A 21648-nucleotide genomic window follows, 5' to 3' on the forward strand; every position below is an offset into this window, starting at 1 on the left:
GGGATTGTACTAAATTTTCTGAATATTTAACTTGAATCCTCCCTATCATGAAGGATTTTTAGTTTATCATGTTAAAAAATTCGCACTATCTACTATAATTCAATTTTATTTCGAAGTCGTTTCACATAATTACGACTTACTGGAATCGGTTGCTCATCATATTTATCTAAATACAGATTATATGTGCCATTATAGTAAGGCTTTAACTCTTGTACATATGACATATTAATTAAATAACTTTTATGCACACGTAAAAAATCATATGCATTTAGCTTATTTTCTAGCTCCTGGAGTGTATATGTTGAAATATACTGATTATTTGTTGTATAAATTGAAACTGTTTTGTTTTCCTTATTTTTGCTTACATATACAATATCTTCAGGGAAAATATACCGAATCCCCTCTTGACCTTCTATCGGTAGTTTACGCAAATAGCTCTTTGCTTTCTCACCTTGCTCTCTAGCCATTCTATATAAGAGGAATTGCAAATCTTCCTCGCGAAATGGGCGTAGTAAATAATAAACTGCTTGAAAACGAAATGCTGTAATGGACTCTTCTATATCTTCACCCATAAAAATAAATTTCGTATAACAATTTACTTCCCGTAATAAACTCGCATATTCAAAACCCGTTCCATCTAGTAATTTTGAATTTAAAAAAACAAAATCTGGTGTATGCTTCTTCATCATAAATAATGATTCTGTTCCTGTATTTGCTTCAAAACATTCTACATTCCTTATATTTTCAGTAAATTTTTCAACTAAACTTCTTCGCTCTTCTGCATCTTCCATGATCAGTAAAATTTTCATTTCTTCAACCACCTAATTCTTTTGTCCGTATGTCCTGTTGTATACATTCGCTTTTATAAGGAACATTCCCTTTTTCTTACTATACCATTATTTATCTAAAAAAACAGAAAAAAGGGAACCATCATGGTTCCCCCTGCCCTTTTTTCCGTTATTTGTAGGCAGTAAAACCCACTGAATGAGAAAACATGGGCTCTTATTTTTACTACTCTAAAACATAATTGGTACGGACCAATAATTGAGATCACTTACCGATTAAAGTTTTACCTTATACTAATTCTCGTTGTTTCGTTTCTTGCCCAAGTATAATTACAGCAAATACGCCTATTAAAATTGATCCACAGAAAATCGTAAATATTAGTGATAGTGAAGCCTGTAAAGCAACTAAATATCCTACTAATAGCGGTCCAAGAATACCACCAATACGACCGAATGCTGCCGCCATCCCTGCACCTGTACCACGAATAACTGTTGGGTATTGTTCAGGTGTATAAGCATATAATGCACCCCAAGCACCTAAATTAAAGAATGATAGTAACATGCCTGCTACGATTAATACCGTTAATGACTCTGCCACTCCAAATAAGTAAGCACTGCAAGCTGTACCAATTAAATACGTAACTAAAACAAACTTACGACCAAGACGTTCAATAAACCAAGCAGCTGTGAAATAACCTGGTAATTGAGCTAACGTCATAATAAGTACGTATTGGAAACTTTTTATTAAACTAAATCCTTTTAATACCATTACACTAGGTAACCAAAGGAACATGCCATAATAGGAGAAGACAACAGAAAACCATAAAATCCATAACATAATTGTTGCCTTACGATATTCTCCAGACCAAACTGACTTTATATTTTCGATAACGGATGGCCTTTTTTCAACCTTTTGGAATCTTGGAGAATCCGGTAAATTCCATCTTAAATATAAAGCATATAGTGCCGGAACCGCACTCAATATCATCGCAACTTCCCAACCATATTTCGGTATAACAAAATACGAGATAAGAGCTGCGATTAGCCATCCACCTGCCCAAAAACTTTCTAATAGCACAACTATTTTGCCACGTTCATGTGCTTCAACACTCTCCGATACTAATGTAGAAGCAACTGGAAGTTCTCCACCAAGCCCCATACCAATTAAAAATCGTAAAACAAGGAACATAGCAAGTGTCGTCGTTAAAGCCGTTAAACCACTACCGATAGAAAATAATAATAATGTAATAATAAAGACTGATTTCCGCCCTATTTTATCTGATAGTATTCCAAAAACGAGCGCCCCGACCGCCATACCAATTGAATTAATACTGCCTATCCAGCCCATTTCTTGGGTACTTAATCCCCAATCTTTTTGCAGCGCTACCATTACAAATGAAAGCATTCCAACATCCATTGCATCAAATAACCATCCAAGCCCCGCTATACCAAGTAGCTTTCGCTTCGAAATTTCTTTCACCTTGCCCACAAGAAGTCCTCCTCACACAGCTGTCTTTACACATCATTTTACATGTGTGAATTGTATAAGTAAAATACTTTCGTGTAAAAAATTCTCCTTCATCATTCCCAAAAAGTAAAATACTTATCCGACTATTTGAGGGCAGTAAGACCCCTCACCTCAAAATTCAGCTGAAGCAAAGAGCGATAGATAAAAAAACCATGGCCATTAAACACCCGATTAGTGAGTGTCCGCAATCGGTAGTAGATGAATAAAAACGCACTTTATTAAAAATGGACAAATAAAAAAGTAGCGATAGAACGCTACTTTTTTGAACGCATGACTTCTTTTAAAAATTCCGCTAATACTAACTGACGACGCCAACGCGTTGGATTGCTACACAATCTATAAAACCACTCTAAATGTATCGCTTGAATCCATTTTGGTGCACGTTTTACCTCTCCAGCCCATACATCTAAACTTCCGCCTACTCCAACGGCCATTTTCGTTTCTAAACGATGCTTATTCGTTTGGATAAAGTTCTCTTGTCTCGGGAAACCAAGTGCAACAAGCAATAGGTCTGGTTTTGCCTTTTGAATACGAGAAACAATATTCTCTTCTTCTTCTTGTTTAAAATACCCATCTTGTATACCCACAATAGATACAGCTGAATACGTCTTCGTTAAATGATCTGCTGCAGCTTGTACAACATGCGGTTTTGCACCTAATAAGAAAACTGATACTGGTTTATTGTCTTCTGATAACGCCGCAAGTAAATTACACATTAAATCAAAACCTGCTACACGTTCCTTTACAGGTGTACCTAACATACCACTTGCTTTTACGACTCCAATACCATCAGGTGTAATTAAATCTGCATTTAATAATGTTTGATGGAATGCTTCATCCTTTTTTGCACACATAACAATTTCAGGATTTGCTGTTACTACCTGAAAAGTATGTGTTCGCTCCACTTCTAGTTGTTCTTTTAAATATTGGACCGTTTCATCCATTGTCATTGTAGAAAAAGGAACGCCTAGAATATCAACTGTTTGTACTGCCATAGTTAACTATCCTCTCTATCATTACAAGTTTTTCGCTATTAATTGCTTATATGTTTCCTTTGTATCTTCATATAGTTTTTGAAGTGAGAAGTTCATAATAGCATGCTCATAAATATGTTTCCCCATTGCTGCTAATTCTCCAGTTTTCCACTTATCATACGCTTCTTCTAAAGCTAATGCTAATGCCCTTCCATCATCTGTTGGCACAATCCATCCATACGTTTCATCTACAATTAATGGTTCAATCTCTCCAGCCCTAGTCACAATTGATGGTACGCGTTGATTTGCCGCTTCTAATAAAACTAGTGGGAACCCTTCACTATGGGAGGTTAATAAATTCACATGTGACGACGCAAATAATTGTTTTACATCTTGACGATGCCCTAAAAACTCGACTTTATTATTAATCCCTTTTTCAATAGCCAATGACTTTAGATTTTCTTCTAACGGGCCATCGCCAACTAACAATACTTTAATTTTCTCTAATTTTGTTCGTTGTAACGCATCAAATAGAACTTCATGTCCTTTCACAGGATGCAATCGTGCTACTTGGATTGCCGTAAATACATCTTCATCAATATTGAACATTTCTTTTTTATTATAACCTTCTGCTTTTTCCTTATCGTATTCAATTCCATTATAAATAACATGCATCTTTTCATTAGAAATACCTAAAGCAGCTAAACTTTTCTTTAATCTATTTGTTACAACAAAAAATAAATCTATATTTTTTAAGGCTTTCAAATTCAATTTCGTAAAAATCCAACCTTTTAAGCCTTGTTTAGTAAAGTCTTCAAATGGATCACTATGAATAGTCGTTACCCATTTTGCCGTTATTCTCTTTTTCATTAAAGAAACATAGAAATTAGCCCTAGGACCATGCGTATGAACTATATCAAATTTTTCATTATTAATGAATTCGCTTATATTCTTTAAAATAGATAAATCATAGCGGGATTTTTGTGAAAACACATGGACTTTTATCCCTAACTCTCTTGCTTCTTTCGCAACAATTCCATCTTCAAATACCGCTAATTCTACTTCACCAGTTGGAAACTGATCGAGAAGTGAAATAATATGTGTTTTCCCTCCCCCATCTTCTGCTCCTGCATTCATATGCAATATCCTCATATTTTTTCCTCCTTTAAATCCTCGCCACATTTCCATCTATCTTTATTTTACTGTACTAAAAAATAAAAGCTAACAAAAGTTAGCTTTTATTTTAATCATTCAATTTCTAAGTCTACAATTAGATAAGCTAACACCACTACAAAGTAGATCCCAACTCCTGGTGCTGTTAAAATATGTCCTGCAATATAGGCAATACCTAATGCTAACAATAAGCTTGCTGCAATCATTCCATATTTTATATTAAATATCTCTTTAAACCTTGTAATAAATACTAGTAGGATTCTTAAGCCGTAATAAATAAATGGAATCATTAGTAATGCAAAACCAATAATCCCAAAGTCATAAAACCAATCATGGAAGTCCATTTCAATTAGCTTTGGATCTGGCTGCTTTTGTTCATTATATTTAAAATTACCTGCATAACCCATTCCTAATAACTTTTGTGACATTGGCGCTTCTTTAAAGAACTGCTTATGTCTTTCTTCATATACTTGACGTCCGCTGAAAATAAGATTTTCTTGATTTTCTTTCTTTTGCTCTTTCTCAAGCTCTTTCTTAACTTCCTCTTCTATCTTCGCCTTTTCTTCTGGCTTTTCAACTTTATGATGCTTTTCTTCTTTTGCTTTAAGTTCTTGCTCTTTTTTCAGCTTTTCTTTAATTTCTTTTTCCTTTTGACCTTGCTGTGCCACATTTTGCTCTGATAAATAGTTATTGTGAATACCCATATTTTGTGCTAATGGCGTTTGTTTAAACGTTCCAACTACACCAGCTAATAGGACAATAGCAATTACTGCATTAAACGCAAGGGATTTTTTGTTCGGATTTTTTCTATCAAATAATAATTGTAGTACAATGATTCCGATTGCTGCCGCTAACGTAGCACCAATTGAGCCCATTCCTACTTTCGTACCGACCTGAATTAATGAGTAAATCATTAAAAGCGATGGAATCCAATATAAAACGTGTTTCCAGCTCTTTGTTTTTTGAATAGAATATAGTACCACAATAGGGAAAATAATAGCTAAGATTGAACCTAGTTCATTCCCTGCATAGAACCAACCTCGAGAACCTACCTTCATCCATTCATAACTACCAAAATCAGTAGATGTTGAAATAGAAATAACCATAATTGCGTTAATGATTAATGTAGCATATACAATACTATTTCGAACCTTATCACTAATATTAACTTTCTTTTTCAATGATTTTAAAGCTAAAATGTATGATCCCAGCATGATATATATATATAATGCTTTCGCAACGAATTTAACTTCTTCACTAAGTACAATAGGATCCTTAACTAGTTTATTATTAATAAATCCTACCCCTAAAACTCCGGCTAATAATATAAGATAAATTAAAAACTTTCTATTTTCCTTCTCTTTTGCCTGAATTAAAATGTAAATACCACCAACAGCCATAATAAGGAATCTTACTAAAATTCCAACGGTAGCACTTGACTTTAATAAAGTGATGCTAAGAGACGTTAATAAATCTAAAACAGGCTGTAAAATAATAAAAAAGAGCAAAAAACGCTCAAATCTAACCCTAGCTTGATTTGCTAACATTCCAAGACCTCCATACAAAATCTTAACATTATCTTTTAATCATAATTTTTTATCATTCAAACACACCTAGCAATTATAACATAACTCATATTCAAATCGAGAACTATTTTTCCAGCTAAAACTAGCCAGGACAAGTATTAATCAATAATAGAAATTACTGTTCTTTCGCTATACTCCTTATTTTTACAAAAGCTATCTAACAACCATCCCCTTATTTTTGTCAGTATATACATATTTTTTTATCATTTTATACAGATGTAAACAACATACCTACTATTGTAACATTTTACCAAGTAGGTAACACCAAAAAATGTGAAATTAATCTTTTCATATCTTTTTCAAATTACTTTATAGCTATTTTCCAAACATTTTCAAACGCTTTCTTTATGTATTTTATCCGTTTTTCTACATGTAGCGAAAAGTAATTGTTATTTCCAATACTTTAGTGTATATTTTTTCTCTGGAACATCTTTAAGAGGAAGGGATTAAGGCCATGTTATTAATCGATATATTTACGTTTCTTGGCATTATCGCCGCTGCCATTTCTGGTACATTAGTTGGTTTAAAAAAAGATTTAGATTTATTCGGTGTCCTTTGTTTAGCTGTAGCTACTGCGCTCGGCGGCGGTATTATTCGTGATATTATGATCGGTAACCTGCCTCCCGTCGCATTTGTTAAACCCATTTACTTTTTCGTAAGCGTATTATCAGCATTATTTACTTGTATGTTTTTTGAGCGTATCAATAAACTTCAAGTTGTTATTATGCTTTCTGATGCTGTTGGCTTAGGCGTTTTTACAGCTATTGGTGCAAATGCGGCAATGTCACATCATGTTGACGCCTCATTTTTAGTTGTTTCAATGGGAGTCATTACAGGTATTGGAGGCGGTATTTTGCGTGACATTTGCGCTCAAGATATCCCCTACGTATTCCGAAAAGAAATTTACGCCATCGCTTCTATTTTAGGGGCAATTAGTTTCCTAATCACATATGCAATGGGGGCACACGTATTGGCTTTCTATGTTTGTTTACTAGTAACATTCATTATTCGTGTTGTCACTGTCATATATAATGTACATTTCCCAGTTTTCTTTAAAACACATGCTAAAATTAATAAAGGTCATTAAGAGAATTCTATATGGAATTCTCTTAATTTATATACTATTCTACACACTAATATAGAGTAATTGTATATAAAAATATATAATTATATTAGAACTAAAAAATGAAAACGCTTTACAAACAGGGGGAAGAACGATGCTTGGGGTTTTTAAAAAACATAACAATAAAACAAACGTCAGTATACTTGAATTAAGTAAGAATCAACAAATCACTTTTAACGTTCCTACTAATTCTGAACTGAAAATTCAAATGGATATGCTACATATTTCAAAAGAAGATTTACAAATCGTAAAGGTACTACAGCCCTTTATTTATGAAGAAATTGATTGGATTACTGAAAAATTCTATTCCAATATTACAAAACAGCCTAATTTAATTACGATTATCGAACGTTATAGCTCTATTCCAAAACTAAAGCAAACTTTAAAAACACATATAAAAGAATTATTTAGCGGAGATATGCATGAAGACTTTATTGAACAACGTGTTAGAATTGCAAAAAGACATGTACAAATCGGGTTACATAGAAAATGGTATACTGCCGCTTATCAAGAATTATTCCGCTCTATCATGAAGATTTTAAAAACGAAAATTACAACAATTGACGATTTTTCTTATTCCATAAACGTAATAAACAAATTACTTACTCTTGAACAAGAACTCGTTATTACGGCTTATGAATCTGAATATGAAAGAATGCAAAAAGAACTTGAAAAAGAAAAAGAAATAACAGCTATGACCATTACGCACATTGCAACAGAACTAGCATCTGTATCTGAAAAAACAAGTGCTTCTATTCAGCAGTTAACCGCTAGATCTGAAACGATTGTAGAAATTGCTAAAACAGGTACGTCATTAGCTACAACATCAGAAGAAAAAGCAAATAAAGGTAAAGAACAATTAAATGAGCAAAATAAACGAATGGAATACATTCAAACGAACATGGAAACGATTATTACAGATACGCATGAACTTCTCGATATTTCTAACAAAATTAACGAAATTATAGATATTGTAAAATCAATTGCCGAGCAAACAAATTTACTCGCACTAAATGCTGCAATTGAATCTGCGCGTGCTGGGGAATTTGGCAAAGGCTTTTCTGTTGTAGCTGGAGAAATTAGAAAGTTATCAGAGCAAACGAAAGAATCTATATTTAACGTTACAAAGCTCGTTGAAAAAACAAATGAACAGATTGTTCGTGTCTCTTCTTCTGTGAAACAAATTAGCTCTCTCGTATCTGAAGGAACTGATAGTATGTCTGCAACGGATCAATACTTCCAAGAAATCGTAAAAGACATGTCTAACTCAAAAGAACAGAATAAAAAAATTGAAAATGAGTTAGAAACCATTTCACAAGTAATGAAAGGAATTCAAGATGATTCCTCAAAAATGGCTCTAACAGCTGATAGTTTACAACTAGAACTGAACCGATAGAGCGATTATGTCAGTAGAGATTCTTTATCTCTACTAGCTCTTAGTATTCATCTTCCATCAAAAAAAGAATCCAAATTGGATTCTTTTTATTTTCTAAAGAATATTTTTTGACAATACACATAACTCATATAAACACCAAAGCTTTGCAAAATAAACAATGCTGGCACAATAAGATTATAATATACCATATCGACTTGGAAGAGCTTTAACAATACGTAGCCACTAGTTAAAAATAAGAACAACATATATCCCTCATTTTGTTGTTTCTTAATAAGGAAGTGTAATAGAGCTATAGTCATAAACAATGTTACGGCTATATATATCAGTTTTTCACATTTAAAAAGAATAGAATTTATTCCCTCATCTGAAAACTGATTTATCATCGGTTCTAAAAGTTTAAATCTTTCTCCCTCAATCTCTTTTAACTTTTGATCAATATGCTCTGTTACACTTTGATTTTTCGATACTCTTTCCTCATGTTGCGTTTTTCCAATTAAGACAGATTGAACATACGTCTCATTCGTAATCGTATATTGTGACAGTCCCATTGTCTTAATTCCATAATTCACACTAAAATGAGCACTATAAAATAGAATAAGTATCCCTATCATCTTTAGTAACACTTTTTGTTTCGTTGCTGATTGAAACACTTCAATTAATAATACATATATCGTGATAAAAATAGGAAGAAATAATCCCATTGGGAAAATCATATTACTACATGCAAATAAAATTGCTGAAAACACCCACATATAAGGATGATCTAATCCTTTATATAAAAGTATGTAGCAAGCAAAATAAAATAAAAATATTGCAAGTGACTCAGGAGTTAATACGGAACTCATGAATATATTTGGAATATACAGAGCATAAAATGTGGAAGCAATACGACCGCATTCTTCTCCAAAAACTATTGCCGCAATACGATAAATAAAAAATGCAGTTCCTGCGCAAAATAACACATTAAATAGTTGTAAAGCGAATAATGTATCACCAAATATGCGAATAATTACTGACTCATATATAATAAACGGCAAATGAGTTACAGTCCCTATATTATTACCAATTGCAATCTCCTTTGCAGACTCATACATCACTTTCATATCACCAATTATTGGAGCGTCTACAAATAACAGCATACTAAGCCTCACAACTATAGATATACTTATAAGAAAAATAAGAAATTGTTTGTCTGTAAAACGATATTGTAAAATTGATGCCACTAACAAAATGAGTATGACGAAAATTGCCAATATGATTGTTACACTTGTTGTACTTCCCCCAAAAAATTGCTTACTTGTCTCAAATGCTGTCCAACAACTATAAACAAAAAATGCAAGCATCGCACCAATCGTAATTTTATTGAAGAAAGATGAAAAATTTGTTTGTATATGATTCATATGTCCATTGCACCTCTATTTCCATTCATAACAAAACGATTCTATCATGAATGGGTACACGGCTGATAGGGAATTTCTATGACAAATACATAGTCATTACTTTTTGCTTGCAATGTAAGCGAATCCTCTTTTACACTACATTTTAGATAAAATAAATTTTCTTTCAGTTACATGAATACAAATACAGAAGTTTAAATAATCCTCTTTTGGAATACGCTTTACTTTATTAAATATCTAATATGAGTAATCCACTTACACATATTATTCTGATTGAAAACAGACTATAGGGGCTGAATATATGGAAAAGAAATTCATGCGAGAATCTAAAGCAATTAAAACAACACGTGTTTTTCCTAACGATTTAAATAATCACCAAACACTTTTTGGAGGGAAATTATTAGCAGAAATTGATAGTATTGCTTCAATTGCGGCTGCAAGACATAGTCGTAAACATTGCGTAACAGCATCTATTGATTCAGTTGATTTTTTAACTCCAATTCACCAAGCTGATTCTGTTTGTTATGAAGCATTTGTATGTTATACAGGGAAATCTTCAATGGAAGTTTTCGTAAAAGTAATCGCAGAAAATTTATTAGAAGGCGAGCGTAGAATTGCCGCCACTTGCTTCATTACATTTGTGGCAATAAAAGACGGAAAACCTTCGTCCGTACCACAAGTACTTCCTGAAACTGAAGAAGAACATTGGTTACACACAACCGGTTCAGAACGCGCGGAAAATAGAAAAAAAGGACGTTTAAAAAGTAAAGAAATGGCTGAGGTTTTAACTTTAAATAAACCTTGGAATATTTAATACGATACTCTTCCATATACATGCATAGGTTCTTTCTTCCTTGCATGTATTTTTTATGCGAAATATTCCCTCTTATCCTTTTATTCTCAATCTGTCCTCTTAAATCATGCACCAGCTTTTCCTTTATTTTGTTATACTGTTAATGGTATATTAAAGAAAGTTCGTTTAAAAATAACCATAATATGATTAAGTATATAAGGGATGGTGCGGTAATGACTATTGAAGTACCAATTTCAATACCAAAAACGTTAATTATTATTCCAGCGTATAACGAGGAAGAGGCAATTGCAGATACATTAACAAGATTATTAAAACTAAAACAGCATTTTACTGGATTAAGCATTTGCGTTATTAATGATGGATCACACGATAAAACAGCTCAAATCGTAAAAGAATTTCCTGTTCACCTTGTGAATTTACCGTATAATCTAGGTATTGGCTCAGCTGTACAAACTGGATATAAATACGCATATGAGAATGGATATGATATTGCGATTCAGTTCGATGCTGATGGACAACATAACCCAGATGATTTATATAAAATTATAAAGCCTATCGCTGAAGATGAATGCGATATGGTACTAGGGTCACGTTTTACAGAAAAAACAGCATATAAAGGTAGTATTTCCAGAAGAATCGGTATTTTTTATTTTACTGCCCTATTGAAAGTACTAACAAAACAAACATTTATGGATCCAACTTCTGGATATCGTGCTATCAATCGAGAAGTAATTACAATTTTTGCACACAATTATCCAAAAGATTATCCAGAACCAGAAGTTCTTATTCATTTAAAAAAGAAAAAACTTCGCATTAATGAAATATCTGTAAATATGCAAGAGCGACAAGGTGGACAATCTTCTATCACACCTTTTAAATCTGCATATTACATGATTAAGGTAAGTCTTGCTATATTGATGCAAAAAATCGTGAAAGGTTGATAATAAATGCCTATAATTACCTTTTCATTCATCTTTATTTTATTATTATTATTACTAATTATTAATTCTATTCGTCGCGGAACTTTAGAAACGAAATATGCTGTTTTGTGGATTTTTGTTTGTATTGCAATGGCTATTTTAAGTTCTACCGATAAAATTATAAACTGGATTGGAAAACTACTAAAAGTAGAATATCCCCCTTCCATTTTATTTTTATTTGGATTATTATTCTGTTTCATCTTAATTTTTGATCTAACAAGAAAAATTTCTAAACAACATCATCAACTTGTAACATTAACGCAAGATTATGCGTTACTAAAGCAAAAATTACATGCAACTGAGCCAGACAAAGATTAACCTAATAGTTCAAAACCAATATAAAAAACCTCTTAATTTATTTCAAAAATTAAGAGGTTTTTTATTCTCAATAATAATTTATTCCCCTTCACAATCGTTACGATAAATATATCCTACTTACTAACTAATTGACACTCCCACGGCTAAAGCCGCAAGCTGACTAACGTCAGTGGGATTCTTGCTACCAAAGGCGAAGTCTATTTCTAGTATCGCTGACGTGCAAGATTGCGGTGTGCCATCACCACTCCATATCCAGTGCATCTAGCAGATACGGCACTCGTTCTATTACCAAACGAGTCAGATTTTGAGTTCTCAAATGTGTTTTAGCGTCTTGTACTTGACGACTCAATACATTTTACAGAGCAGAAGAATTTGTTACTCCAACCTCATATGTATTCTGTTTTCAGAGAACAAGATTGTTTTAGAGACTTTTACTTGTCTGTTATGAAAATTATACCATTTCAAACACTTGATGTGCAGAACATACTTTCGGTATTTTATCTGTACATCGCATTTGACCTCACTATCATCCCACCCCTAAAGGGGGTACTATCGCACCGTAGTGGGCTTTCCTATTCGGAAAATCTGTAAAAATAGTATAAATAAGAATTTATATGCAATAAACATATTAAAGCCGTTTGAAATACGAGAATTAACCATAAGTCACCACCTTTTTAATAGAAAGTTGATTTACAAAGTTTATATGCGTTAAAATTATACAGATGTTCTTGTAATCTTCTTCCTTTCAAAAGGCTTGTATATATGGTGCGAGACATAAAAAACTTGAGGAGATAAAAATTCTATGATGGAACAAAAACAACTTGTTTCTGTTGTCATACCTCTGTATAACACGGAAAAATATATTGAAGAAACGATGCAGTCAATATTAGATCAAACATATAAAAACATCGAAATTGTAATTGTAGATGATGGGAGTAAAGATCAGTCACCTTCTATCGTAAAAAATCTTGCTGAAAAATACCCAGGGCAAGTAAAATACGTTCATCAAAAAAACCAAGGCGTTTCAGTAGCCCGTAATACAGGTATGGAAAATGCTAGCGGAGAATATGTCGCTTTCCTTGATAGCGATGACTTATGGCATCCAACTAAAATTGAGAAGCAAGTCGAAAGTATGCATAAAAACGAAATGGACGCGTGCTATTGTGGTTATATGAATTTCTACGAAGAAACAGGCGAGAAGGTTGAACATACAACAAACTTTATTAAAGGTGATATGACAAAAGCATTCCTAACACATCAAGTTGTTGCTCAAACAAGTACTTGGATTTTCAAAAAATCTATCGTAATAGATCATAACATTCGTTTTACACCAGGATGTAGTTGGGGAGAAGACTTGGAGTTTTTATTTAAACTTATGAGTGTGACAAATGTATGTTATGTCGATGAATATTTAACATATTACAGAATCTTATCAGAAGGAAATCTTTCTTCTAAATATAAAGATTATGAATTAAAAACGGCAAAAGAGCTGGAAGTATTCAATCGTATGAAGGACTGGGTACATAATAAGTCTCAAGATTTCATTACAAAAGACCCTCAGTCACTTATTGAGATTCTTGAGACTTATTTATTCCCTTATACAGTCATCAATAACGCTTGTATATATATTAAGGGAAACTCTCAATTAGATAAATCACAAGTTCAATTAATCAAAAAAGATATCAAGAAATATTGCCGTAAAATCTATTCAAAGAATGGAAAGCGTAGTAAAAAACTATATGCAATGCTTTGGTTTGTACGAATTAAATTTCTGTTTTCTTAAACTGAAAATATAACTATACTCTCTCTTTCTGTGAACAAATCAAATTTACAAATAGGACAAGCTAACCGGGTCCTAAAGAATAGAAAGGTCTTTTCTCATGAAAACAAATAAAATTCTAAAAAACGCATCCTACCTCTTTGTAGGAAACATTACTGTTCGTTTTGTACTGGCTATTGCAACAATTCTCTTTGCAAGATATGTTTCACCAGATGAGTACGGGATGTTTACAGTTGCATTAGCAGTTTCCGCTGTCATTTGCTATTTTACGGATGCAGGTTTGACACATACGTTTATGCGTGAAGGAACAAGAAGCAACGCTAACATTAGCGTATTAATAAGCAGTTATTTACGAATTCGTTTAGTATTAGCTATCGTAATTTCTGTGCTCTTCGCCATTTTCGCTCAGTTCTTCTACACTGATGCTTACTTACGTGCCATGGTATATTGGGTCGTACTACCAACCATGTTTGGAGCTACTTTACAAGGGGTTGGGATGGCCTATTTCCAAGTAACAGAGCGTATGCAATTCACAGCGATTATTTCTGTACTACAAGGTGTGACGGCCGCTGCCGCTCTTCTGCTAGGGATGTCATTTAAATGGTCACTTATGATGGTTGCTGCTATGTATGGAATATCTAGCCTTATAACAGGAGTCATTGCCTTTATAATGACAATCCGCTATACAACAATTCATAAGGGTTGGAATAAAGGCATTTTAGATCAATTACTTATTTTCACAGTCAATGGCGTTATCATTATGCTTTTACCGCAGTTAGGTCCTATTATCTTAGAAAAAGTTTCAACGAAAGCACAAGTTGGATTCTTTGGGGCCGCCTATAAAATACCTGCTGTACTTTACCAAATACCTGGTGTAATTGCAGCAGCCTTTTATCCAAAATTGTTTGCTTTTGGAAACGAAAATAATATTGATGAACATAGAAAGCTATCTCAATTCGAATTAAAGCTTATGTCTTTCTTAGGGATGGGAATTTCTATCCCGTTTATTGCCGATCCAAGTTTTTGGATTGTAACTCTATTAGGTGAAAAATATGCGCCAGCTGGTAATGCACTTGCAATTTTAGCCTTTATGGTCATTTTACAATCTATCAACTATCCGCTTGCTGATAATTTAACAACAGCTGGTCAACAATGGAAACGTGCGACAACTATGGCAATTGGATTAGCTGTTGCTATCATAAGTTACATCATATTAGGTAGCCAATTTGGAATGATGGGAGCTGCTGTAGCTGCTATCCTTACTGAGATTACATTATTAATCGGATTTTCATTATTCGTTCGTAAAGGATTTTCATTGCTATTCAAAGGAATAATATTCAATACACTAGCATTTATAATTAGTTATGCAATATATCGCACAGTATTAATTAGCTTACCACCACTAGTAGCTTTAGTACTTACTGGTATATTGTATGGCATTATTGGCCTTGCAATTGATCCACAAATACGTGGATTAATTTTAGGGTTTGTAAATAAAAAGCTAGGTAGATAAACAATAACAAGGCAAGCTTCTAAATTGTAAATAGAAGCTTGTTTTTTTACTTATATACAATTCCCCTTCATAATAAAAGGTTCTAGGTACAACCCCAATATATTTCTCGCACTTCTCTCCACTTAATACAACTGGTTTTTCCGTCAAATATAGTATTTCCACAAATTCATTGATCTGCTTATCAAACAGACCAAAGAACTGGATTATTCCTCTCTTTACAGTTATTACTCATTTGGTATATCCCGTTCATTCTCGTATGTGTTAAATCAATTCCTCACCTGTAATGTCACCATAACCTGATATGTTCCAATTTTGTCCATAGGCCTCGCCATGTGAAGCTAATTCAACTATTGCTTTTGCACCATCTGGTGTAAAACTATATTCACGGACAATCTTTTTACCTCCAATAAAGCTAGACATTTTATTTGCAAGTATTCCTTTTAATGTATGATGGACAAGTGTGTTTTCTGCATTTGGACCATAAAAGTTTGGGAAATGAGCAATAAACATTCGTACATTAGCTTATTTTGAAAATATATACATTTTGAAATGATGGCATTATATGAAAGAATTTAGTATCATGATTCAAGGTACTATTTCAAGTTGGACGGAGGATACTATGAGCTTATTAACAGTTGAAAAATTAGGACATACATTTGGCGATCGTACATTATTTAAAGATGTATCTATGCGATTACTAGCAGGTGAACACGTTGGATTAGTTGGTGCAAACGGCGTTGGTAAATCAACATTTATGAATATCATTACTGGTCAACTTATTCATGACCAAGGTCGTGTAGAATGGACACCGGGCACACATTACGGCTACTTAGATCAGCATACTGTTTTAACGCCTGGACGTACAATTCGTGACGTACTAGCGGATGCATTTTTACCGTTATTCGAAAAGGAAAAAGCTTTAAATGAAGTTACAGAAAAAATGGGAACTGCTACACCAGAAGAGCTAGAAGAACTTCTTGAGCAAATGGCAGAAATACAAGATGCACTTGAAGCAGGTGGTTTCTATTTACTAGATATGAAAATTGAAGAGGCTGCACGTGGTCTTGGAATTGATGCAATTGGTTTAGATCGTGATGTTTCAGCACTAAGCGGTGGACAACGTACAAAAGTATTGCTTGCAAAGCTATTACTTGAACAACCAGAAGTGTTATTACTTGATGAACCTACTAACTATTTAGACGTTGAACATATTCATTGGTTAACAAATTATTTAAAAGAATACCCACATGCATTCTTATTAATTTCTCATGATACGGAATTTATGAACAAATGTGTTGATGTTATTTTCCATCTAGAATTCACAAAAATGACACGCTATACAGCGACATATGAAAAATTCCTAGAACTAGCAGAAATCAATAAAAATCAACATATAAACGCTTATGAAAAGCAGCGCGAGTTTATCAAAAAGCAAGAAGATTTCATTGCAAAGAACAAAGCCCGTTATTCAACAACAGGTCGTGCAAAGAGTCGTCAAAAACAACTTGATCGCATGGAACTTATTGATCGCCCAGAAACAGCAATTAAACCTGAATTCTCATTTAAAGAAAGTCGTGCAAGTAGTCGCTTCGTCTTTGAAGGTGAAAATGTAGAAATTGGATATACACATCCGCTACTACCAAAGCTATCAATGACAATTGAACGCGGTGAAAAAATTGCTATCGTTGGATGTAATGGTGTTGGTAAATCAACGTTACTAAAAACAATTTTAGGTAAAATTAAACCTTTAAGTGGTAAAACAAGTCTTGGTGACTTCTTAGAGCCAGCATACTTTGAGCAAGAAGTTAAAGCTGATAATATAACACCAATTGATGATGTATGGAATACATTCCCTGGCCTAGACCAGCATCAAATTCGTGCGATGTTAGCAAAATGTGGATTAAAAAATGAACATATTTCTCGCCCATTAAGTCAATTAAGTGGTGGAGAACAAGCAAAGGTTCGTTTATGTAAGCTAATGGGTGAAGAAAGTAACTGGCTACTATTTGATGAGCCGACAAACCATCTTGATGTTACAGCAAAAGCGGAACTTAAGAAGGCTATGAAAGCATATAAAGGAACAATTCTTCTTGTATGTCACGAACCGGACTTTTATGAAGATTGGGTTACAAAGGTTTGGAACATAGAAGAATGGGCACAACAAAACTCTTAATTACCTAACCTGCCCTTTATACTGTAACTTAACGTACAAAGGGCAGTTAAGTTACATCCTTAATAAATTTTGATAAGGGGTTTTGAAATATAATGGAAAGTACGTTCTCTCTCAAACTTAATACGTTTTTTGTGAAAATTTTATTATTACTATGTCTAATCATTTCTGGTGCTATCACATGGCATTCGGTAGCAGTGATTAAAGAACATGATGAGACTAGCCTCTTAGTTTTAATACCAGTCCTTATTCTAATAGGTCTTGTATTTTTACTTTTTGGCTATATTTCTAATAAATATATGTCAAAATTGACATTTTCTATCTCACTAATCATTTTGGCTTTTTCTATTCGATTAATTTGGATGCTCAATATTCAAACTCCTGTAGAAACAGACTTTTCAATGATGTACCATAGCGCTATACAAGCTGCTAAAGGAGACTTTAGTTTCGCACAAAATACTTATTATACTTCATGGGTTTACCAACTTGGCTTTACAATGTACCAAGCCTTTATTATTAAGTTATTTGGCGAAGGAACGTTTCTCTTAAAATTTTTAAATATAATCTATTGTACAGGAACAACATTACTAATTTATAAAATAACTTCTTATATATTTAATGAATGGTCTGGACGAATAGCTGGATTACTATATGCATTTTATATCCCAAGTATTGTATTGAGTTCTGTACTAACAAATCAACACCTTGCTGTATTTTTATTTTATCTAGGCTTCTATTTATTAATTACAAAAGGCCTAAGCAATAAATATACGTGGATTTTTATAGGGGCTATCCTAGCTTTAGGAGACATCATGCGTCCACTTGGTGCTATAATCTTAATTGCAATAACTATATATGTCTTTTTACAAGGTATATTAGGAAAATCAAGAAAAGAGATTTTTACTTCTGTAAAAAAACTTAGTGGCATTTTGATTGTATTTTTCCTTTTACATCAAATTGTAAGTTACTCATTTATATATTCCGGAATTACACAATATCCTCTCTCTAATCGTGATCCACTTTGGAAATTCACGTTAGGATTTAATCATGAAACAAAAGGTAGCTATTCTGGTGCAGATGCGGAATATATTATGTCCCTTAAACTTGGCGAAGAACGAACTGCGGCCCAAAAAAAACTAATTCAAGAGCGACTATCTGATCCACAGAAAGTTTTATCTTTATTTGGGGATAAATTTGTACTCATGTGGGCAGATTATGACTCCGCACCATTATGGAGCCTAGTAACATTGGAAAAGACAGATAAGGATATGGTGTCATTAAAAGAGGATCTTACAAAATATGAAAAGTATATGTATACTGCGGCTATGATATTTGGCACATTATCACTCCTTTATCTCATCCTAACTAAACAAAATAAAACACATTATACTCTATTTTTATTACTAATAATTGGTTACGTAGCTATTCATTTCTTAATCGAATACCAAACAAGGTACCGATACTTCATTATCCCTAGCTTTACAATAATTCAAGGCTACGGAATATATATTTTTTATAGTCTAATATCGAAAAAGAAATTGTCATAAAAAGAAAATAAGAAACTACCTTTCAAAATATTTGTAATTGCCCTCAATTTTACTTATAATTTACATTTTGAGGGCAATTTTTTTATGATTAATTCCATTTGAAACTTAAAAATATGGTATAATTTTTATTTGTTGTATATGAATAACACTTCTATATTTTTTGTTTTACTTATATATTATTATAAACATGAGGATATTATTATGGAAAAACTCTTAAAGTTTGGCTTAGTAGGGATCTTTAATACACTCATTACAATTATTAGCTTTTGGATATTATTAAAATTCGGTATGAACTACCTTATTGCGAATACCATTGCCTATTCAATTGGTGTTGCCAATAGCTACTATTGGAATAAAAATTGGGTATTTAAACCTAATAATAAAGGCTCGTCAATGTTCTTTAAATTTCTAACTGTAAATTTAATTGTATATGCTTTTAATACATTATGTTTATTTATATTAGTAAATAAACTTACCTTTAATGCATTAATTGCACAGATCTTCGCAATTGGTTTCGGAATGGTTATAAATTTTGTCCTTAATAAAATTTGGACATTCAACCAAACTAAAAAAGTGACTAATTAAATTTGAACAACTTATTAAAAATACGGAGGATGCAACATGCAAAAATTAATTTCGGTTGTAGTTCCTATGTACTTCGAGGAAGAAGTAGCACAAGAATGTTATAACCGTTTAAAGTCCGTTATGCTTCAAAATAACATTAATTACGAGTTTGTCTTTGTAAACGACGGTAGTACAGATCGCACAATGGAAATCTTATCTGAAATTGCAGCAAATGATTACCGTACAAAAATTGTTAATTTCGCACGTAACTTTGGTCACCAAGTAGCTGTTACAGCTGGTATTGCTGCCGCAAAAGGTGACGCTATTGTAATTATAGATGCAGACTTACAAGATCCACCTGAAGTTATTCCTGAACTTATTGCAAAATGGGAAGAAGGATATGAAGTTGTTTATGCAAAACGTAAGCAACGTAAAGGTGAAACTTGGTTCAAACTTTTAACAGCTAAGTATTTCTATAAATTCTTAAACTATATGTCTGATATCGATATCCCAAAAGATACTGGTGATTTCCGAATCATCGACCGTAAAATAGCTGATGTTTTCAATCAAATGACTGAGCGAAATCGCTTCATCCGCGGTATGATGTCTTGGGTTGGCTTCCGCCAAACATATGTTGAGTATGAACGTGATGAACGCTTTGCTGGTGAAACAAAATATCCATTAAAGAAAATGATTAAATTTGCATCTGACGGCATTATTGCATTTTCGACAAAGCCATTACGCATCGTTATGTCTTTAGGTTTATTATCAGTTCTTATTTCTATAATTGTCTTACTATATACAATTACTGTGAAGGTCTTTGGACATGGCACGCAAACAGGTTGGGCGTCCATTATGGTTGCTATTACATTCTTTAGTGGTATTCAATTACTTGGTCTTGGAATCGTTGGCCAGTATATTGCTCGTATTTATGACGAAAGTAAAAACCGTCCAATTTATATCGTAAAAGAAACAATTAACATTGATGAAGAAGAGACAGCACTGCAAAAAGAAAAAGTGAATGCATAATAAAAAGGTAACAATGAAAACTATCATTGTTACCTTTTTATATTGTAATAGCCCATAAGCCTCAAACGAAATTCTTTTAAAGTTGGATATGCCTCTAAATTAAACAACATCCCTTGGATAACCGGAATTCTTGGATTTTGCATCCTCATTTCTGCCTCCAAAACATCTAATGTAACAAGCAATTCCTCATCTTCTAATTGATCCGCTAAAGTACGTTTAAACACAATAATTTCTTTTAGAAAATGTTCCTTAACCTGTTCCTTAATAAGCTCTGATTTACAAAGAAATTCTCCAAGCTTTTCTTCATGTAATACAGGTTCTTCTGAAGATTCTACCAATCCATCTACTAAATGATCCACTCTTTTCAAAATAAAAGCAGAGACGTAAGATAAGTCTATTTCTGGTGCTTGTAAAATAATTAGTTCTAAATATCCACGGCATATGCCTTCTACCATAATGACTAAATCTAATAAATATGGCATAACCTTATCACCATAAATAGACAGTAAACTATTCCGATAAAATGCGTGAGACTCTAACTTCATCCGCATCATAAATTCTTCTACTTCTTTATTAAAAGGAATCGCATTTTCCCTTGCATGCATAATAATAAATTCTTTATGCTTTTGTATATCATTAAACTGGCAATGCAATTGTTTTGCAAATTTTTCACGTGGCAATAACGACTCTTTTTCAATATCCATCATTTTGTTTTGAATCTTGTCATAGTAATATCGAAGTGTCGCTAATAAAAGTTCCTCTTTTGATTTAAAGTATAAATAAAAGGCTCCCTTAGATATGCCACAAGCTGTCACAATTTCCTGCACCGATGTCGCATTTACACCCTTAGTCGCAAATAACTTCATAGCCATCTCTATAATTAAGCGCTCTTTTTCTTTCATATCATGTCTCTCCTAAATTTAATCTCGCATCTTATTATGAATGTATTATACCATCCCTTTTCATTGACG

At 33.0% G+C, this 21648-nt stretch carries 18 protein-coding genes and 2 pseudogenes; 12 read left to right on the top strand and 8 right to left on the bottom strand.

The genetic code is table 11. The features are described from left to right. Nucleotides 1-92: 92 nt before the first annotated feature. The 5 genes from BAQ46_RS23390 to BAQ46_RS23415 all read right to left on the bottom strand — a co-directional run bounded on the left by BAQ46_RS23390 (nt 93) and on the right by BAQ46_RS23415 (nt 6007). A complete protein-coding gene (locus BAQ46_RS23390; protein ID WP_071742891.1) occupies nt 93-809 on the bottom strand; it encodes a LytR/AlgR family response regulator transcription factor in 717 nt (238 codons plus the stop codon). A gap of 265 nt (nt 810-1074) precedes the next feature. Further along, nucleotides 1075-2274 carry an MFS transporter gene (locus BAQ46_RS23395; protein ID WP_000521096.1) on the bottom strand — a complete coding sequence of 400 codons (1200 nt, stop codon included), beginning with the start codon at nt 2272-2274 and terminating at the stop codon, nt 1075-1077. 293 nt (nt 2275-2567) lie between these two features. Next, the gene (locus BAQ46_RS23405; RefSeq protein WP_000290759.1) at nt 2568-3308 is read right to left on the bottom strand and encodes a WecB/TagA/CpsF family glycosyltransferase; all 741 of its coding nucleotides are present in this window, start codon (nt 3306-3308) and stop codon (nt 2568-2570) included. A gap of 21 nt (nt 3309-3329) precedes the next feature. Then, nucleotides 3330-4439, bottom strand: coding sequence for a glycosyltransferase family 4 protein (locus BAQ46_RS23410; protein WP_061131907.1), 1110 nt, complete (start codon nt 4437-4439; stop codon nt 3330-3332). Nucleotides 4440-4534: 95 nt separating this feature from the next. Then, complete coding sequence (locus BAQ46_RS23415; RefSeq protein WP_061131908.1) at nt 4535-6007, bottom strand: O-antigen ligase family protein; 1473 nt, start codon at nt 6005-6007, stop codon at nt 4535-4537. 493 nt (nt 6008-6500) lie between these two features. Here BAQ46_RS23415 and BAQ46_RS23420 point away from each other — a divergent pair, with 493 nt between their 5' ends. The 3 genes and pseudogenes from BAQ46_RS23420 (at nt 6501) to BAQ46_RS31745 (ending at nt 8565) form a co-directional block, all read left to right on the top strand. After that, on the top strand, nt 6501-7133 hold the full coding sequence (locus BAQ46_RS23420) for a trimeric intracellular cation channel family protein (RefSeq protein ID WP_000924376.1): 633 nt from the start codon (nt 6501-6503) through the stop codon (nt 7131-7133). A 250-nt stretch (nt 7134-7383) separates the two neighbouring features. Further along, a pseudogene (locus tag BAQ46_RS31740) lies at nt 7384-7761 on the top strand (protoglobin family protein); the annotation flags it as partial. Then, entirely contained in the window at nt 7759-8565 is an 807-nt protein-coding gene (locus BAQ46_RS31745; RefSeq protein WP_392387734.1) for a methyl-accepting chemotaxis protein, read from the top strand. The pseudogene BAQ46_RS31740 and the gene BAQ46_RS31745, both read left to right, overlap by 3 nt. A gap of 86 nt (nt 8566-8651) precedes the next feature. Here the strand turns inward: BAQ46_RS31745 and BAQ46_RS23430 are convergent, their stop codons facing one another. Then, nucleotides 8652-9965, bottom strand: a complete 1314-nt coding sequence (locus BAQ46_RS23430) for an ArnT family glycosyltransferase (protein WP_071742894.1) — start codon at nt 9963-9965, stop codon at nt 8652-8654. Between the two features lie 298 nt (nt 9966-10263). Between BAQ46_RS23430 and BAQ46_RS23435 the strand changes: the two genes are divergently transcribed. From BAQ46_RS23435 to BAQ46_RS23455, 5 genes are all read left to right on the top strand, one after another. Further along, nucleotides 10264-10776 (top strand): acyl-CoA thioesterase, encoded by a 513-nt coding sequence (locus BAQ46_RS23435; RefSeq protein ID WP_061131911.1) that lies wholly within the window; start codon nt 10264-10266, stop codon nt 10774-10776. A gap of 212 nt (nt 10777-10988) precedes the next feature. Further along, complete coding sequence (locus tag BAQ46_RS23440) at nt 10989-11717, top strand: glycosyltransferase family 2 protein (protein WP_000151538.1); 729 nt, start codon at nt 10989-10991, stop codon at nt 11715-11717. Between the two features lie 6 nt (nt 11718-11723). Continuing rightward, entirely contained in the window at nt 11724-12074 is a 351-nt protein-coding gene (locus BAQ46_RS23445; protein ID WP_001121772.1) for a DUF2304 domain-containing protein, read from the top strand. Between the two features lie 802 nt (nt 12075-12876). Beyond that, nucleotides 12877-13857 carry a glycosyltransferase family 2 protein gene (locus BAQ46_RS23450; RefSeq protein ID WP_071742896.1) on the top strand — a complete coding sequence of 327 codons (981 nt, stop codon included), beginning with the start codon at nt 12877-12879 and terminating at the stop codon, nt 13855-13857. 97 nt (nt 13858-13954) lie between these two features. Further along, nucleotides 13955-15367, top strand: coding sequence for an oligosaccharide flippase family protein (locus BAQ46_RS23455; RefSeq protein WP_000856141.1), 1413 nt, complete (start codon nt 13955-13957; stop codon nt 15365-15367). Here BAQ46_RS23455 and BAQ46_RS31170 read toward each other — a convergent pair. Further along, nucleotides 15356-15889, bottom strand: a pseudogene (locus BAQ46_RS31170) (Rossmann-fold NAD(P)-binding domain-containing protein); the annotation flags it as partial. The gene BAQ46_RS23455 and the pseudogene BAQ46_RS31170 overlap by 12 nt on opposite strands. Nucleotides 15890-15986: 97 nt before the next feature. On the opposite strand from BAQ46_RS31170, the gene BAQ46_RS23465 reads away from it, so the two are divergent. The 4 genes from BAQ46_RS23465 (at nt 15987) to BAQ46_RS23480 (ending at nt 20677) form a co-directional block, all read left to right on the top strand. Further along, nucleotides 15987-17540 carry an ABC-F family ATP-binding cassette domain-containing protein gene (locus BAQ46_RS23465; RefSeq protein WP_061131963.1) on the top strand — a complete coding sequence of 518 codons (1554 nt, stop codon included), beginning with the start codon at nt 15987-15989 and terminating at the stop codon, nt 17538-17540. Between the two features lie 92 nt (nt 17541-17632). Beyond that, nucleotides 17633-19084, top strand: a complete 1452-nt coding sequence (locus tag BAQ46_RS23470) for an ArnT family glycosyltransferase (protein ID WP_061131916.1) — start codon at nt 17633-17635, stop codon at nt 19082-19084. Between the two features lie 201 nt (nt 19085-19285). Continuing rightward, nucleotides 19286-19669: a GtrA family protein gene (locus tag BAQ46_RS23475; protein ID WP_000413286.1), complete on the top strand. Its 384-nt coding sequence runs from the start codon at nt 19286-19288 to the stop codon at nt 19667-19669. Nucleotides 19670-19705: 36 nt separating this feature from the next. After that, complete coding sequence (locus BAQ46_RS23480; protein WP_001170717.1) at nt 19706-20677, top strand: glycosyltransferase family 2 protein; 972 nt, start codon at nt 19706-19708, stop codon at nt 20675-20677. A gap of 29 nt (nt 20678-20706) precedes the next feature. Here BAQ46_RS23480 and BAQ46_RS23485 read toward each other — a convergent pair whose 3' ends face one another. Further along, nucleotides 20707-21579 (bottom strand): TetR/AcrR family transcriptional regulator, encoded by an 873-nt coding sequence (locus tag BAQ46_RS23485; protein WP_044791879.1) that lies wholly within the window; start codon nt 21577-21579, stop codon nt 20707-20709. Nucleotides 21580-21648: the final 69 nt, after the last annotated feature.

It is taken from the genome of Bacillus paranthracis, from assembly GCF_001883995.1.
Lineage (GTDB): Bacteria > Bacillota > Bacilli > Bacillales > Bacillaceae_G > Bacillus_A > Bacillus_A paranthracis.

What these genes read in the sequence shown, in the direction of transcription:
- BAQ46_RS23410 (WP_061131907.1), bottom strand. Translation starts at nt 4,439, where the DNA reads ATGAGGATATTGCATATGAATGCAGGAGCAGAAGATGGGGGAGGGAAA.
- BAQ46_RS23480 (WP_001170717.1), top strand. Translation starts at nt 19,706, where the DNA reads ATGCAAAAATTAATTTCGGTTGTAGTTCCTATGTACTTCGAGGAAGAA.
- BAQ46_RS23415 (WP_061131908.1), bottom strand. Translation starts at nt 6,007, where the DNA reads ATGTTAGCAAATCAAGCTAGGGTTAGATTTGAGCGTTTTTTGCTCTTT.
- BAQ46_RS23390 (WP_071742891.1), bottom strand. Translation starts at nt 809, where the DNA reads ATGAAAATTTTACTGATCATGGAAGATGCAGAAGAGCGAAGAAGTTTA.
- BAQ46_RS23485 (WP_044791879.1), bottom strand. Translation starts at nt 21,579, where the DNA reads ATGAAAGAAAAAGAGCGCTTAATTATAGAGATGGCTATGAAGTTATTT.
- BAQ46_RS23430 (WP_071742894.1), bottom strand. Translation starts at nt 9,965, where the DNA reads ATGAATCATATACAAACAAATTTTTCATCTTTCTTCAATAAAATTACG.
- BAQ46_RS23455 (WP_000856141.1), top strand. Translation starts at nt 13,955, where the DNA reads ATGAAAACAAATAAAATTCTAAAAAACGCATCCTACCTCTTTGTAGGA.
- BAQ46_RS23440 (WP_000151538.1), top strand. Translation starts at nt 10,989, where the DNA reads ATGACTATTGAAGTACCAATTTCAATACCAAAAACGTTAATTATTATT.
- BAQ46_RS23405 (WP_000290759.1), bottom strand. Translation starts at nt 3,308, where the DNA reads ATGGCAGTACAAACAGTTGATATTCTAGGCGTTCCTTTTTCTACAATG.
- BAQ46_RS23435 (WP_061131911.1), top strand. Translation starts at nt 10,264, where the DNA reads ATGGAAAAGAAATTCATGCGAGAATCTAAAGCAATTAAAACAACACGT.
- BAQ46_RS23445 (WP_001121772.1), top strand. Translation starts at nt 11,724, where the DNA reads ATGCCTATAATTACCTTTTCATTCATCTTTATTTTATTATTATTATTA.
- BAQ46_RS23420 (WP_000924376.1), top strand. Translation starts at nt 6,501, where the DNA reads ATGTTATTAATCGATATATTTACGTTTCTTGGCATTATCGCCGCTGCC.
- BAQ46_RS23465 (WP_061131963.1), top strand. Translation starts at nt 15,987, where the DNA reads ATGAGCTTATTAACAGTTGAAAAATTAGGACATACATTTGGCGATCGT.
- BAQ46_RS23470 (WP_061131916.1), top strand. Translation starts at nt 17,633, where the DNA reads ATGGAAAGTACGTTCTCTCTCAAACTTAATACGTTTTTTGTGAAAATT.
- BAQ46_RS23450 (WP_071742896.1), top strand. Translation starts at nt 12,877, where the DNA reads ATGATGGAACAAAAACAACTTGTTTCTGTTGTCATACCTCTGTATAAC.
- BAQ46_RS23475 (WP_000413286.1), top strand. Translation starts at nt 19,286, where the DNA reads ATGGAAAAACTCTTAAAGTTTGGCTTAGTAGGGATCTTTAATACACTC.